The organism is Micromonospora luteifusca (assembly GCF_016907275.1).
Taxonomy (GTDB): domain Bacteria; phylum Actinomycetota; class Actinomycetes; order Mycobacteriales; family Micromonosporaceae; genus Micromonospora; species Micromonospora luteifusca.
In genome coordinates this window covers 305970-319321 of record NZ_JAFBBP010000001.1, presented here as the reverse complement: position 1 = coordinate 319321, position 13352 = coordinate 305970, and the positions used below count along the sequence as shown (strand labels likewise).

Annotated in this window: 11 protein-coding genes; 6 read left to right on the top strand and 5 right to left on the bottom strand. The window is 71.1% G+C overall.

The window, feature by feature from the left end; genetic code table 11:
* Positions 1-26: 26 nt before the first annotated feature.
* The gene (locus JOD64_RS01480) at positions 27-533 is read right to left on the bottom strand and encodes a winged helix-turn-helix domain-containing protein (protein ID WP_204940510.1); all 507 of its coding nucleotides are present in this window, start codon (positions 531-533) and stop codon (positions 27-29) included.
* A 333-nt stretch (positions 534-866) separates the two neighbouring features.
* On the opposite strand from JOD64_RS01480, the gene JOD64_RS01475 reads away from it, so the two are divergent.
* Genes JOD64_RS01475 through JOD64_RS01460 form a run of 4 tightly spaced genes read left to right on the top strand, consistent with a single transcriptional unit; the run spans position 867 to position 4426 of the window.
* Positions 867-1778: a phosphatase PAP2 family protein gene (locus JOD64_RS01475; protein ID WP_204940509.1), complete on the top strand. Its 912-nt coding sequence runs from the start codon at positions 867-869 to the stop codon at positions 1776-1778.
* 4 nt (positions 1779-1782) lie between these two features.
* Entirely contained in the window at positions 1783-2475 is a 693-nt protein-coding gene (locus JOD64_RS01470; RefSeq protein ID WP_204940508.1) for a response regulator, read from the top strand.
* Complete coding sequence (locus JOD64_RS01465) at positions 2472-3929, top strand: ATP-binding protein (protein WP_307813153.1); 1458 nt, start codon at positions 2472-2474, stop codon at positions 3927-3929. The genes JOD64_RS01470 and JOD64_RS01465 overlap by 4 nt, the downstream gene beginning before the upstream one ends.
* On the top strand, positions 3926-4426 hold the full coding sequence (locus JOD64_RS01460) for a hypothetical protein (RefSeq protein WP_307813152.1): 501 nt from the start codon (positions 3926-3928) through the stop codon (positions 4424-4426). Before JOD64_RS01465 ends, JOD64_RS01460 begins: the two co-directional genes overlap by 4 nt.
* An 18-nt stretch (positions 4427-4444) precedes the next feature.
* On the opposite strand, the gene JOD64_RS01455 is transcribed toward JOD64_RS01460, so the two are convergent.
* Genes JOD64_RS01455 through JOD64_RS01445 form a run of 3 tightly spaced genes read right to left on the bottom strand, consistent with a single transcriptional unit; the run spans position 4445 to position 7751 of the window.
* Positions 4445-5467: a D-alanine--D-alanine ligase family protein gene (locus JOD64_RS01455; RefSeq protein ID WP_204940507.1), complete on the bottom strand. Its 1023-nt coding sequence runs from the start codon at positions 5465-5467 to the stop codon at positions 4445-4447.
* Positions 5464-6606, bottom strand: coding sequence for an alanine racemase (gene alr / locus JOD64_RS01450; RefSeq protein ID WP_204940506.1), 1143 nt, complete (start codon positions 6604-6606; stop codon positions 5464-5466). The genes JOD64_RS01455 and alr overlap by 4 nt, the downstream gene beginning before the upstream one ends.
* The gene (locus JOD64_RS01445) at positions 6603-7751 is read right to left on the bottom strand and encodes an acyltransferase family protein (protein WP_204940505.1); all 1149 of its coding nucleotides are present in this window, start codon (positions 7749-7751) and stop codon (positions 6603-6605) included. The genes alr and JOD64_RS01445 overlap by 4 nt, the downstream gene beginning before the upstream one ends.
* A gap of 148 nt (positions 7752-7899) precedes the next feature.
* Between JOD64_RS01445 and JOD64_RS01440 the strand changes: the two genes are divergently transcribed.
* Together JOD64_RS01440 and JOD64_RS01435 are read left to right on the top strand one after the other, a co-directional pair.
* Positions 7900-8775 carry an LLM class F420-dependent oxidoreductase gene (locus tag JOD64_RS01440; protein WP_204940504.1) on the top strand — a complete coding sequence of 292 codons (876 nt, stop codon included), beginning with the start codon at positions 7900-7902 and terminating at the stop codon, positions 8773-8775.
* Positions 8776-8968: 193 nt separating this feature from the next.
* Complete coding sequence (locus JOD64_RS01435; protein WP_307813892.1) at positions 8969-11008, top strand: serine/threonine protein kinase; 2040 nt, start codon at positions 8969-8971, stop codon at positions 11006-11008.
* 69 nt (positions 11009-11077) lie between these two features.
* Here the strand turns inward: JOD64_RS01435 and JOD64_RS01430 are convergent, their stop codons facing one another.
* Positions 11078-13339, bottom strand: a complete 2262-nt coding sequence (locus JOD64_RS01430) for a catalase (protein WP_204940502.1) — start codon at positions 13337-13339, stop codon at positions 11078-11080.
* Positions 13340-13352: the final 13 nt, after the last annotated feature.

The following is a 13352-nucleotide window of genomic DNA, read 5'->3' as shown; positions in this document are numbered from 1 at the left end:
AGGCGGGCCGGACCATGTGCGGCAAATCAGACGGGGGCGAGCCGAAAGCCGACCCCGCGTACCGAGTGGATCGTCGCCGCGGCGTTCAGCCGGGCGAGCTTGCCGCGCACCCGCCGGATCACCGAGTGGATGTCGGAGCCGCGGCCGAGGTGCCGGTTGCCCCAGACCTCGAGGTGCAGGCGCTCGTAGGTCCAGATCTGCCCGGGAGCGTGCACCATGCAGAGCAGGACGTCGTGTTCCAACCGGGTCAGGTCGATCTCCTGGTCGCGCCACCGCAGCACCCGACGGTCGGAGTCGACGGTCAGGTCGGGTGGCGGCGGCTGTGGGCTGGGCGTCACCTCGGCGACCATGGTGCTGGTCGGGGGAGTCGCGGCAGGAGGCGCCTCGACCACCCCGAGGAACTCTCGTGCCTGGTCGACGTTCGAGACGATCAGGAAGGCGTCGCTCCCGCCGAGCAAACGGGCCAGATGTCGGCGTTCGGCCGGTGACGACGCGATGCCGATGACCACACTGGCGACTGGAATACCCTGCATCCCCCGACCCCTTCCGGTTCCCCAAATCACTCCGGATGGATTTCTCGCACCGCCGACCGAAACATCGATCGGCGTCCTGACCCTAGTGGCGGCTGATCTCGGCTGGGTAAAACATGGTTGCATGTAAGCACATGAATTCATTCACGCCGCAGGTCATCCGACTGGCGTCCGGTTTTCCGGAAGCAGTTGTGACAGAACCAAGACAATTCGTGTACGGCGTACGGACGTGTCGGGGCGAGCATGGTCACCATGTCCACCGGATCGTCGTACCCTGTCGGGCGGTCGACGCCCGGCCCGCAGCCGGCGCGACCGCTGCCACACTCCCGCGCGGCGGTGCCTCTGGGTCTTCGGCTGTTCGCGGCGTCTCTGTGCTGTCTGCTCGCCCTGACTCTGACCGCCGCCGTCTTCGTGCGGACGTACTCCGGTCAGTGGCTCGACGGTGCGCTCCTGCCGCGCGCCGAGCGGGGCGGAGGGTACGAGCAGCAGACCGTCCTGGTGGGGCCGGCCAAGACCGTGCTGGCCGCCTTCGGTAGTCCGATGCTCCTCGCCGCCCTGCTCGGCGCGGTGCTGGTGGTGGGTGTGCTCCGCCGGCGGCTGGTGGCGGGTGTCGTCGGCGTCGGCATGGTCCTCTGCGCGGTGGTGGTGGCCGGCGCGGTGAAGTCGGTGCTGCCCCGCCCGGATCTCCAGATCGAGAGTTCGACCACCCACAACAGTTTCCCCAGCGGCCACGTCGCGGTGGCGACGGCGCTGCTGCTGGCGTTCATGCTCGTTCTGCCCGGGTGGGCCCGGCGTTGGCTGGCGGTGCCGGGCGCGGCGGGTGTCACGGTGATCGCCTCGGCCACGATGATCGCGGGCTGGCACCGGTTCAGTGACGCGCTCGGCGGCGTACTGCTGGGGGTGGCGCTGTTCTGCCTTGCCGCGGCCGCGTTGGCGGGCCGGCGGGGCGACCAGATTGCGGTCGGCGGGCCGGACGGCGGCAGCCTGTGGCGCGGGCTGGCCGAGGCGGCGGTCGGCCTGGTCGTGCTGGTCTGGGCACTCCTGGTGGTCGTGCCCGGTCTGGCCGCGTCGGTGCAGCGCGGGGCGCTCTTCGCCATCGCGGCGACGGGCTTGTCGACGATGTTCCTGGTGGGCGTGGTGGTGTTCCTGGTGCGTTCGACCGACTTCGCGGTCCCGCCGGCCGGGCGGCCCGGCTCGCGGTCGCAACCATCACCCAAACCGCAAAATATCTCACGATGGGATACTTGACGACATGTCCCAGGTCCTGCTGATCGAAGACCACCAGACGGTGCGCGACGGACTGCAGTTGGCGCTCACCCGACAGGGCCACACGGTCCACGCGGTAGAGACTGGTGAGCAGGGGCTGGAGCGGCTCCGCAGCACCGCGTCCGACGTCGTGGTCCTCGACCTCATGCTGCCCGGGATGGACGGGTTCGAGGTGTGCCGTCGGATCCGGCAGCTCGGCGACCTGCCGATCATCATGCTCACCGCCCGCAACGACGACATGGACGTGGTGGCGGGCCTGGAGGCCGGCGCCGACGACTACGTGGTCAAGCCCGTGCAGGCCCGGGTGCTTGAGGCGCGCATCCGCGCGGTGCTCCGACGGACCGGAGGCGAGTCGCGGCGCACCGGCGAGCGGGCCGGCCTGGAACAGCACGGCGCGCTGACCATCGACCGGGCCGCGCTGGTGGTCAGCAAGGACGGGACGCCGGTCAGCCTCGCGCCGACCGAGCTGCGCCTGCTGCTCGAACTCTCGCACACACCCGGCCAGGTGCTCAGCCGCCAGCAACTGCTGGAGGCCGTGTGGGAGCACGGCTATCTCGGCGACTCGCGACTCGTGGACGCGTGCGTCCAGCGGCTGCGCGCCAAGATCGAGGCCGACTCGTCAGCGCCGCTCTTCATTCAGACCGTGCGCGGTTTCGGATACCGGTTCGGGCCGCTGTGACACGGTGGCGCTGGGCCGGCGCCCGACTTCTGGGCCTGCGCGTCCGGCTGCTCCTGACCTTCGCGCTGCTGGGCGTGACGACCACGGCGGCCGTGGCCAGCGGCAGCTACATCCAGGCCCGCACCGTCATCCTGCAACAGGCGCAGGACGCCGCGGTCGCGTCGCTGACCGATCAACTCACGAAGGTCTACCCGCTCGCCCAGCTCCCGCCGACCCAGGGCGAGCTCGACCTGTTGGCGCAGCGCCTCTCCGACCGGGAGGGCTTCGCGGTGGTCATCTACCGGGACCTGCGAGCCCAGGGCTCCGACTCTCCCGAGCTGCTCACTCCCGAGCTGCGCCAGGACGTCGGCGACGGTCGGATCGCCTGGCAACGGGTCTCCTTCGACGGACAACCCATGCTGCTCATCGGCACCCAACTGGAGATCGACCGACCCGACGGCACGTCCCGCCCGTCCGGGCTGGAGGTCTACTCGGTGCGCAGCCTCGTACCCGAGCAGCAGAGCATCGACCGGCTCGCCACCCTCGCCTGGCTGACCGGCGGGCTGTCCCTGATCCTCGCCGTCCTGCTGGCCCTGCTGGCGGCCCGCGGTGTGCTGCGACCCGTCCGCGACCTGGGCCTGGCGGCACGCCGGCTCGGCGAGGGCGACCTGAGCACCCGGCTGACGGTTCGGGGCGCCGACGAGTTGGCCGATGTGGCGCGGACCTTCAACGACACCGCCAGGACACTGGAGCGGCAGGTCGGTGAGCTGCGGCGGATGGAGTCCGACGCCCGCCGTTTCGTGGCCGACGTCTCGCACGAACTCCGTACGCCACTGGCGGCGATGACGGCGGTCACCGACGTGCTGGACGAGGAGGCGGACCACCTGCCCAGGGACGCGGGCCGAGCCGCCCGCCTGGTCAGCCAGGAGACGCAGAACCTCACCCAACTGGTCAACGACCTCATCGAGGTCAGCAGGTTCGACTCCGGCACCGCGCGGCTGGCCCTGGACGACGTGGACGTAGCCGCGGCGGTGACCGCGACGCTGCGGATCCGGGGCTGGGTCGACCGGGTACGGGCCGACCTGCCCCCCGGAGTCGTGGCCCGCCTGGACCCCCGTCGGTTGGACGTCATCGTCGCCAACCTGGTCGGCAACGCCTTCCGGCACGGTGCGGAGCCGGTGTCCGTGCGCCTGAGCGCCGACCCGGACTGGGTCACCATCGAGGTCAGCGACCAGGGGCCGGGACTGGACCCGGAGGTGCTGCCGCACGTCTTCGACCGCTTCTACAAGGCCGACACCGCGCGAACCCGCTCCGAGGGCAGTGGCCTCGGCCTCGCCATCTCGTGGGAGAACGCGCGCCTGCACCGCCACGGCGAGCGACGCGGGAGCCTCGTCGCGGGCAACGGCCCCGGTGGCGGCGCGGTGTTCACGCTCCGCCTGCCGCGGGACCTGACGGACGACGAAGGTGCCCGGTGAACGGCCGGCGGACGGGCCGCGCGCTGCTCGCCGGTGGGTTGCTCCTCACGCTGCTCGTGGCCGGTTGTGGGGTACGGCCCAGCCCCGTCATCACCGGGCGCTCGGCGGTCAGCGGCCCGTCGCGGGGCACCGGGCTCTACCTGCTCGCGCAGGGCGAACTCGTGCTGGTCCTCCGCCCGGCCAAGGTGGACGCGTCACCCGCCGACGTGCTCGCCCTGCTTGCGGCCGGCCCGGACGAGAACGAACGCGGCCAGGGTTTCACCAGCGAGGTGCCGGTCGGGCTCGGACCGGTCACGGTGACGGCGGGCGCCGATCGGTCCGGCCTCACCGTGCGGACGACCGGTGCGGCACTGCCGTTGTCGGCGCACGCGGCCGACCAGATCATCTGCACCGTGGCCGACGCCGCGGCCCAGGTCGACCTGGTGGAGAGTTTCGCCCCGGTCACCATCGTCGGGCCGGACGGGGCTCGACCGCCTCGGCCATGTCCGGTCAAGTGACCGGGCGGCGACACCGCCTCACACCAGGTTGACCGCTCGCGCCTGCCGGGGCAACCCGCTGTAGCGGACCCGGTCCTGGTCCACCAGCGCGCCGGCGATCAGGATGTCGATCAGGGTGGCGAATTCGAGGCCGGCGGTCTGCCAGATCTGGGGGAACTGCGAGGCGGCGGTGAACCCGGGGAAGGTGTTGACCTCGTTCACGATGGGCTCGGGCGATCCCTCCGTGGGCAGGAAGAAGTCGACCCGGAGCAGCCCACGACAGTCGAGGGCGTGGAAGGCGCGGATCGCGCGGTCCTGGAGCACCTCGGTGGTCGCCGCGTCGAGCGGGGCGGGGATCTGGAAGACCGCCCCGCCGTCGTACTTGGCGTCGTAGTCGAAGAAGCCGGCACCGGTCACCCGGATCTCCAGCGGAGGGCCGGCCTGTACCCGGCCGTCCGGGTGCTGGAGGACCGCCACGTCGATCTCACGCCCCCGCGCCCCCTGCTCGACCAGCACCTTCGGGTCGACCTGGCGGGCCTCATCCAGCGCGGCGGCAACTCCCGCCCAGTCGTTCACCTTGACGACGCCCAGGCTGGAACCGGCGCGAGCCGGCTTGACGAAGACCGGCAGCTCCAGCCGTCGCCGATCGTCGGGCGACAGCTCCTCGCCGGCCCGCAGCGTCACCCCCGGGCTCACCCGCAGGCCCTCCGCGGCGAGCAGCCGCTTGGTGACACCCTTGTCCATGCCGGCGGCGCTGGCGAAGACACCGTTGCCGACGTACGGCACGCCGAGCCACTCCAGCAGCGACGCCACCGTGCCGTCCTCGCCGTAGGGGCCGTGCAGGGCCGGGAAGACCACCTCCTGGGTACGCAGGACACGCAGCGCCTGGGGGAGGGGCATCGGACGGCCGTCGACATGCCACCCACCGTCACGGTCGATGAGCACCTCGGTGACCTGGTACCGCTCACGGTCCAGATTGGCGAGGATGCTCGCCGCCGAGCGGCAGGACACCTCGTGCTCGCCGCTCTGCCCGCCGTACAGCACTGCCAGTCGGGTCGTCATGAAATCGGTGCCCTTTCGTGGAGGTGGTCGCGGGCCACCCGTGGCCCGATGCCGGTCAAGATCTCGTGCGGGTTGGTGCCCGCCCAGCGGGCCCACTCGACGACCGTGGGTGGGGTCTGGTCACCCTCTGCGGGGCCGAACACCACGACCGGGTCACCGATCGTCACGGGCAGGTCCCCGGCGTCGACCACGCACTGGTCCATGGCGATGCGCCCGACGATCGGGCACCGCCGGCCGCCGAGCCACACCCAGGCGCGGCCGCCGGTGGCGCGGGGCAGCCCGTCGGCGTAGCCGAGCGGCAGCAGCGCCAGCGTGGTCGGCGCGCCGGTCACGTGTTCGGGCCCGTAGGAGACGCCGGTGCCGGCCGGCACCCGCTTGACGTTGACCACGCTCGTGCGCAGCGTCATGGCCGCCTGCAGCCCGAATTCACCCGGACCGCTCGCCCCGAACGGGTCCACGCCGTACAGCGCGATCCCGATCCGGCAGAGGTCGAAGCGGGTCTGCGGTGCGGACAAGGCGGCCGCCGAGTTGGCCAGGTGCACCAGATCAGGGTCGAGGCCGGCCGAGCGGGCGACGCGCAGCGCCTCCTCGAAGGTCGTCACCTGCCGGTCCAGCTCGGGACTGCCCGGCATGTCCGCGTCGATGAGGTGGGACCACACCCCGCGCACCCGGATCCCGCCCTCCCGCTCGTACTTGCGGGCCCAACTGACCAGTTCGGGCCAGTCGTCCCCGGCCGCCCCGTTGCGGGACAACCCGGTGTCCGCCTTGAGCTGCACCATCGCTGGCACGCCGAGCAGGTGGACCGCGTCGACGACGGCATGCAGGTGCGTCGGTGTCGACACGCCGACGTCAACGCCAGCGTTGATCAACTTACCGAAGTCGTCGCTCGGCCGGTGCAGCCAGCTCAACGTGGGCGCGGTCACACCCGCGGCACGCAGGGCCAGCGCCTCTGCCGCCGAGGTCACCCCCAACCAGCTGGCGCCGGCACGCAGCGCCGCACGGGCCACCTGCACCGCGCCGTGACCGAACCCGTCCGCCTTCACGACGGCCATCAGGTCGGTGCCGGTGACCGCCGTGATCGCCCGCACGTTGTTGGCGATGGCGTCAAGATCGACCACCGCCTCGGCCAGGGTGTTCATCCGGCCGCCTCCACCCGGCGGGAGCCGGGGAGCGCGAACAGCCAGCGTGCGCGCACCGCCAACAACCCGCGGTGGATGCCCAGGCTCAGGGCGATCACCAGCCCGGTCAGCAGAACCGGATAACCGAGCACGATCAGGCCCTGAGCGGGCCGGCCCAGCCCGGAAACCGGTACGACCAACAGCCGGTGCAGCAGAGCCAGGACCGGCATGTGGATGACGTAGATCGGCAGTGTGATGCGGCCGAGCCTAGCCAGCGGGTTGCTCAGAGTCGCCCACCGGGCCAGCCTGGCAGCGGCGGTTATGCCGAAGATCACTGCCACGACGGAGACCGCCGGCCACACGCCGAACCACTGCTGGGCGCCGGCCACCGCCATCGCGGCGAGCGCGAGGAGGTAGGCGACCGAGGTCAGCACGAGGCGGCGGCGGGTGGCGGTGGCCGCCCACCGGTGGATCTGCGGGCGCAGGTACAGGCCGGCGAGGAAGAAGATCAGATTCTGGTAGAGGCCGGCGCGGTTGCCCGGGGTGTCGAGCAGGCCGGCGGCGGCGACGGCGGACAGCACCGCGGCGGGTACGAGGACCAGCACCCGGGGCACCCTACGGGTCGCCTTGGCGATGGTGAAGTACAGCGCCAGGGCGTACAGGTACCAGAGGTTGGACGGCGTGATGGTGAGCTGCTCCAGCAGGCCGAGGGGCGAGGTGGCGCGGTCGGTCGGCAACTCCGGAGCGGCGGCGAGGATCGCGGTGTGGATCAGCAGCCAGACGGCGTACAGGTAGAGGAACCCGGCGATGCGGCTGCGGGCGACGACCCGCCAGGGCCGCTGGGCGGCGTTCGCCGCGAAGACGCCCGAAATGGTGAAGAACAGCGGCATCCGCAGCGGTAGGAACTGCTCACCCAACGTTCCCCACAGCCCCGGCACCGGCACCGGCACGTGCCAGTCGAACTGCAGGTAGTCCTTGACGACGACGTGCCACAGGACGACGAGGATGATGCAGACGCCCTTCGCCGCATCGGCCCACTCCGCCCGTTGGGACCGCTGCGCGGCCGAGGTGGTCCCGGTCCGATAACGGTGACGGAAGCGGACACGCGTCGCGTCAGGTTCGTTCTCGACGGGCCGAAACTCGGTGGAAGACAGCTCTTGGATCACTCAGCAGAAGCTGCCAGTCGGATATCCGCGGGTGATCCACGAATTGTCATGAACCGGTAATGGACGCGGCCAGCCCCGCCGGCAGGCCTCGCCGAGAGGCGCACCGCGGACCCCGGAGGCCACTAGGCTCGATCCGGAGGTGCCGAACATGAAGCTCGGGCTGCACTACTGGAGTTACTCGACCCCCGCCGACCCGGCCGCGATCGCGCCCACCCTGGCGCAGACGGCGACCATCGCCGACCAGGCCGGCGTCGCCTCGTTCACGGTGATGGACCACTTCTTCCAGATGGAAGCGGTGGCCTCGGCCGAGGAGCCGATGCTGGAGGCGTACACGACGTTGGGCTACGTGGCGGCGAAGACTCAGCGGATGACGCTGGGTGTGCTGGTCACCGGTGTGATGTACCGGTACCCGGGGTTGCTCGCCAAGACCGTGACGACCCTCGACGTGCTCTCCGGCGGACGTGCCCGCCTCGGCATCGGCGCGTCCTGGTACGAGCGGGAGCAGCGCGGCCTCGGCGTGCCGGTGGTCCCGATGGCCGAGCGGTTCGAGCGGCTGGAGGAGACGCTGCGCATCTGCCTGCAGATGTGGGGTGACGACAACGGGCCGTTCGACGGGCGGTACTACCAGCTCACCGAGACGATCAACTCGCCGCAGCCGGTGAGCCGTCCGCGTCCGCCCATCATGATCGGCGGCGGCGGTGAGAAGAAGACCCTGCTGCTGGTGGCCCGATATGCCGACGCCTGCAATCTGTTCGGCACCGACAAGGGCGCCGACGAGGTGGCACGCAAGCTGGACGTGCTGCGCGGGCACTGCACCGCAGAGGGCCGTGACTACGACACCATCGAGAAGACGGTGGTCGCCTCCCGACCCCCACTGAACGACACCGACGGGTTCCTCGCCGAGGTGTCCGACTACGCCGCGCTCGGTGTGACCGAGGTGCAGGTCACGCCGGATCGGCACCCGGTGGAGTTCGCGCAGCGGCTTGGCGACGAGGTGCTGCCCCGGTTGGCCGAGATCGGCTGAACCCTGTTGCGGCGGTGCCGGCGGCCACTGTCCACAAAGAGCGATTCCGGATGGACCATCGGTGCGCCGGCACCGGCTCGGGGCCCCGAAAAAATGTGCCCGGAAGGGAATGACCCAGGTCACCTGGCGGCCCTTCTCAGCCTGCCAAAAATTGCGCGCCCGGCGGGACAGGTAGCCTCTCCGGGTGCCACAGATGTTACCGCTTCTTGTTACCGATCGGTATGAAGTCCTGGAGCTCCTCGGCCAAGGCGGAATGGGTCGAGTGTGGAAGGCCCGCGACCGAATGCTTCAGCGGGACGTCGCTATCAAGGAAATCGTTCCACCGCCCGGTCTCACCGATCAGGCGCGACAGGAATTGCGGATCCGGTCACTTCGGGAGGCCCGGGCGATCGCGCAGCTCGACCACGCCAACGTCGTCCGGGTCTTCGATGTGCTGCTGGGCGCCGACGGTGATCCGCAGATCGTCATGGAGTACGTGCCGTCCCGTTCGCTGCACGACACCATCACCACCGACGGCCCCATCCCACCGGTACGGGCAGCCGCCATCGGGTTGGCCGTGCTCGGCGCGCTCCGCGCCGCCCACCGCGCCGGGATCATGCACCGCGACGTCAAACCGGCCAACATCCTCGTCGGCGCGGACGGCCGGATCGTGCTCACCGACTTCGGCCTGGCCACCGCCGTCGAGGACGTGAACCTGACCCTCACCGGTGTGGTGCTCGGTTCGCCCGCGTACGTCTCTCCCGAGCGGGCCATGCGCGGCACCGTGGGCCCGGAAGGGGACCTCTGGTCGCTCGGCGCGACCCTTTTCGCCGCAGTCGAGGGTCAGTCGCCGTACGCTCGGCCGTCCAGCCTGATGAGCCTCACCGCGCTGGTCACCGAACCACCGCCGACGGCGCGGCACGCGGGACCGCTCGCACCGGTGCTGGCCGGCCTGCTGCAGAAGGATCCGGCCGACCGGATGGCCGCGGAGACCGCCGAGCAGTTGCTCCGCGCGGCGCTCGACGGCACGTCGAAGCCCGTCGCGGTGACGTGGCGTCGGGTGCCCGCCGTGCGCCGGCCGAGGGCGGCGGAGACCGGGCCGCGCGCGATCGAGGTGCACGACGTACCCCGGTCACCGGCCGGAGCCGCAGCGGACGGTGCCGGTCCGGGGGCGGCCCGCCGACGGCGAACCCTGCTCCTCGGCGGCGTCGCGACCCTGGTCGCGCTCGGCCTGGTGATCGGGATTCCGTTGGCCAACCGCCGCGAGCCGGGTGCGACGGGCAGCGGGGCCGAGTTGGTGGACGCCGCCGCTGCGGGGGCGCCGTCGACGCCGGACGACGCACCGACCACCGGCACGTTCCCGCCGATCTCGTGGTCGGTCTACCGGGACGACACCGGCTTTACCCTGCCGGCACCGCGCGACTGGCAGGTCGTCCGGCATGGCCAGCGGGTCGAGTTCCACGAGCCGGACGGCGAGCGGATGCTCGTCGTCAACGAGACCGACTCGCCTCGTAGCGATCCGCTGGCGGAGCTGAGCAGCCCCGCGGTCAGCGAGCGGTACCGCGACTACCGTCGGGTCGAGCTGCTCGCCGTCAACTACCAGCTCAAGGCCGCCGACCTGGAATGGGTCTTCCGCAGCGACGCGCACACGGCGATGCATGCCCGCCAGCGCACCTTCACGACGGAGAAGCGGAAGGGTTACAGCATCGCCTGGCTGACGCCCGAGGCCGCCTGGTCGGCGGGAGCGGAGGCGTTCCGGAGGGTCACCGCGGGCTTCCGGCCGGCGTCGGCGGCGGGCGGAGCCACCCCGAGCGCCAGGCCCGACCCTCGCCTGTCGTCGACGCCGGACGCGCCGCCCGCACGGTCCGGGTACCAGCTCGTCGGGGTGGCGAGCAACCGGTGCCTGGACATCGCCGCGCCGGACTCACCGGACCCGGTCCGGCTCCAACTCTCCGACTGCCGGGACGACCGCGCACGCAACCAGCTCTGGGTGATGCGACCGGACGGGAGCGTGCAGTTGGGCGGGCGCTGCCTGGACGTGCTCGGCGCGTCCAGCGACGCCGGGGCGGCGATCCAGCTCACCACCTGCAACACGACCCCGGCGCAGCAGTTCGCCCTGAACGAGGGTGGCCAACTGGTCAACGCGCACAGCGGGATGTGCCTGGGCGCGGTCGGCCAGAGCACCGCGAACGGGGCGTTGATCGAGCAGCGCGATTGCAGCGCCAGCAGCCATCTGCAATGGACCAGGAAATAGCAGCCTGACGTGCGCCGAGGGCTGCCCTCCCGGTGCAGGGAGGACAGCCCTCGGCACTGACCGGTCGGGTCAGGCGACCGACGCCGGGAACCGTTCCCACACCCGGTGCGCGGCCATCAACTGCTGCACCGCCGTCAGCGCCTCGGCGCCCGATGCCGCCGCCACGACGCCGGGGGTGCCGGCGACACCGGCCTGCTCCAGCACGGTGACGCCGCCACCCCAGGCGCCGATCGCCTTGGCGTGCCGCCAGCACTCCTCGACGAGCAGCAGCACACGGGGGTCCACGGTGGCCGGGTCCGGGCTGCCCGCCTTGGCGTCGCGGGCGGGCAGGGCGTCCGGTGCGGGTGCCGGCGCTCCGGCCAGCAGGACCGCGTCGAACTCGACCGACCGGGCGGTGGCGAAGGTGCGCTGCACCGGCAGGTCGCCCACCATGCCGCCGTGCGGGGCGATCAGCAGCGGCACCATGCCGGCGTCGAACACGGTCCGGCGGACCTCGTCGACGCCGTCCAGATCGCCGTCCGGGTCGACGACGATCCCGACGATGCGGCCGTCACTCGGCCAATCCCGACCGACCTGCGACAACGCCGGACTGGGTGTGACGTCGGCGAGCGGCACGGTCGGCTGCGGCGCGGGCAGGCCCAGGCCGGTGGCGACCTGCTCGCAGAGCACCGGGTCGATGTTGGCGAGGCTCCGCAGCTGCCGCTCCTTGATCGCCTGGTGGTAACACTTGCCCAGTTCGAAGGTGTACGCCCGGATGATGTGTTCCTTCTCGACCGGCGACATGCTCAGCCAGAACAGGCGGACCTGGCTGTAGTGGTCGTCGAACGAGGCCGGGTTCGCGCGGACCTTCGGTGCCTGCGCGACCGTGACCGGCACGTCGACGAAGGCGTGCTCGGCGTCCCCGGCGGGGAACGGGTTGCCGCCGTCGAGCGAGTTCGGTCGGTACGGCGCGACGCCCGCGTGCACGGCGTGCTGGTGGAAGCCGTCGCGCAGCATGTCGTTCACGGCGGCGTGCGGGCGGTTGATCGGGATCTGCGAGAAGTTGGGCCCACCCAGCCGGGTGAGCTGCGTGTCGACGTACGAGAAGAGTCGGCCCTGCAACAGCGGGTCGTTCGTGACGTCGATGCCCGGGGGCAGGTGACCGAGGTGGAAGGCGACCTGTTCGGTCTCGGCGAAGAAGTTCGTCGGGGTCCGGTTGAGCACCAGCCGCCCGATCGGCTGCACCTCGGCCAACTCTTCCGGCACGATCTTCGTCGGGTCCAGCAGGTCGATGCCGGCGAAGGTCTCCTCGGGAGTGTCCGGAAAGACCTGGATGCCCAGCTCCCACTCGGGGTACGCGCCGGCCTCGATGGCGTCGTAGAGGTCGCGGCGGTGGAAGTCCGGGTCGATGCCGCCGAGCAGCTGAGCCTCCTCCCAGGTCAACGAGTGCACGCCCAGCTTCGGCTTCCAGTGGAACTTGGCCAGCACCGTCTCCCCGGCCTCGTTGACGAGGCGGAAGGTGTGCACGCCGAAGCCCTCCATCGTCCGGTACGAACGCGGGATGCCCCGGTCGGACATGTTCCAGATGGTGTGGTGCTGCGCCTCGGTGTGCAGCGACACGAAGTCCCAGAAGGTGTCGTGGGCGCTCTGCGCCTGCGGGATCTCCCGGTCCGGGTGCGGTTTGCCGGCGTGGATGATGTCCGGGAACTTGATCGCGTCCTGGATGAAGAAGACCGGGATGTTGTTGCCGACCAGGTCGAAGGTGCCCTCGTCGGTGTAGAACTTCGTGGCGAAGCCACGGGTGTCGCGGACCGTGTCGGCCGAACCCCGCGAACCGAGCACGGTGGAGAACCGGACGAAGACCTCGGTCTCGCGCCCCTTCTTGAGGAAGCCGGCCCTGGTGACCGCCTCGGCGGTGCCGTACGCGGTGAAGACACCGTGCGCGCCGGCGCCCCGGGCGTGCACCACGCGCTCCGGAATGCGTTCGTGGTCGAAGTGCGTGATCTTCTCGCGTAGGTGGTGGTCCTGCAGGAGCACCGGGCCGCGCGGGCCGGCCTTGAGCGAGTGGTCCGTGTCGCGCAGCCGAGCCCCCTGCGCGGTCGTCAGGTAGGCACCCTGCTGACCGTTCGCGGTGGCCGGCGCACCGGTCTTGGCGCCGGTCGGCGTACGCGTCTGCTGTGCCCCCTGTTCCGGCTTCGGCGGCAGCGGGTCGTGCGGCGTCGTCGGCTCCTCGACGGTCGGCGGCGCGCTTCCCGGCGCGCCCGGGACATCCGGGGTCAGGGCGTCGGCGATCTTTCCTGAGGCTGCCTTCACGGCGTTCTTGACCGCCTCGGCGGGCTTGCTTGAATCCACTGAACGAACCTCT

Bases quoted from the DNA above. Each gene is read 5' to 3' on its own strand.
- JOD64_RS01480 (WP_204940510.1), bottom strand. From the start codon at position 533: ATGCAGGGTATTCCAGTCGCCAGTGTGGTCATCGGCATCGCGTCGTCA.
- JOD64_RS01470 (WP_204940508.1), top strand. From the start codon at position 1,783: ATGTCCCAGGTCCTGCTGATCGAAGACCACCAGACGGTGCGCGACGGA.
- JOD64_RS01455 (WP_204940507.1), bottom strand. From the start codon at position 5,467: ATGACGACCCGACTGGCAGTGCTGTACGGCGGGCAGAGCGGCGAGCAC.
- alr (WP_204940506.1), bottom strand. From the start codon at position 6,606: ATGAACACCCTGGCCGAGGCGGTGGTCGATCTTGACGCCATCGCCAAC.
- JOD64_RS01440 (WP_204940504.1), top strand. From the start codon at position 7,900: ATGAAGCTCGGGCTGCACTACTGGAGTTACTCGACCCCCGCCGACCCG.
- JOD64_RS01435 (WP_307813892.1), top strand. From the start codon at position 8,969: ATGTTACCGCTTCTTGTTACCGATCGGTATGAAGTCCTGGAGCTCCTC.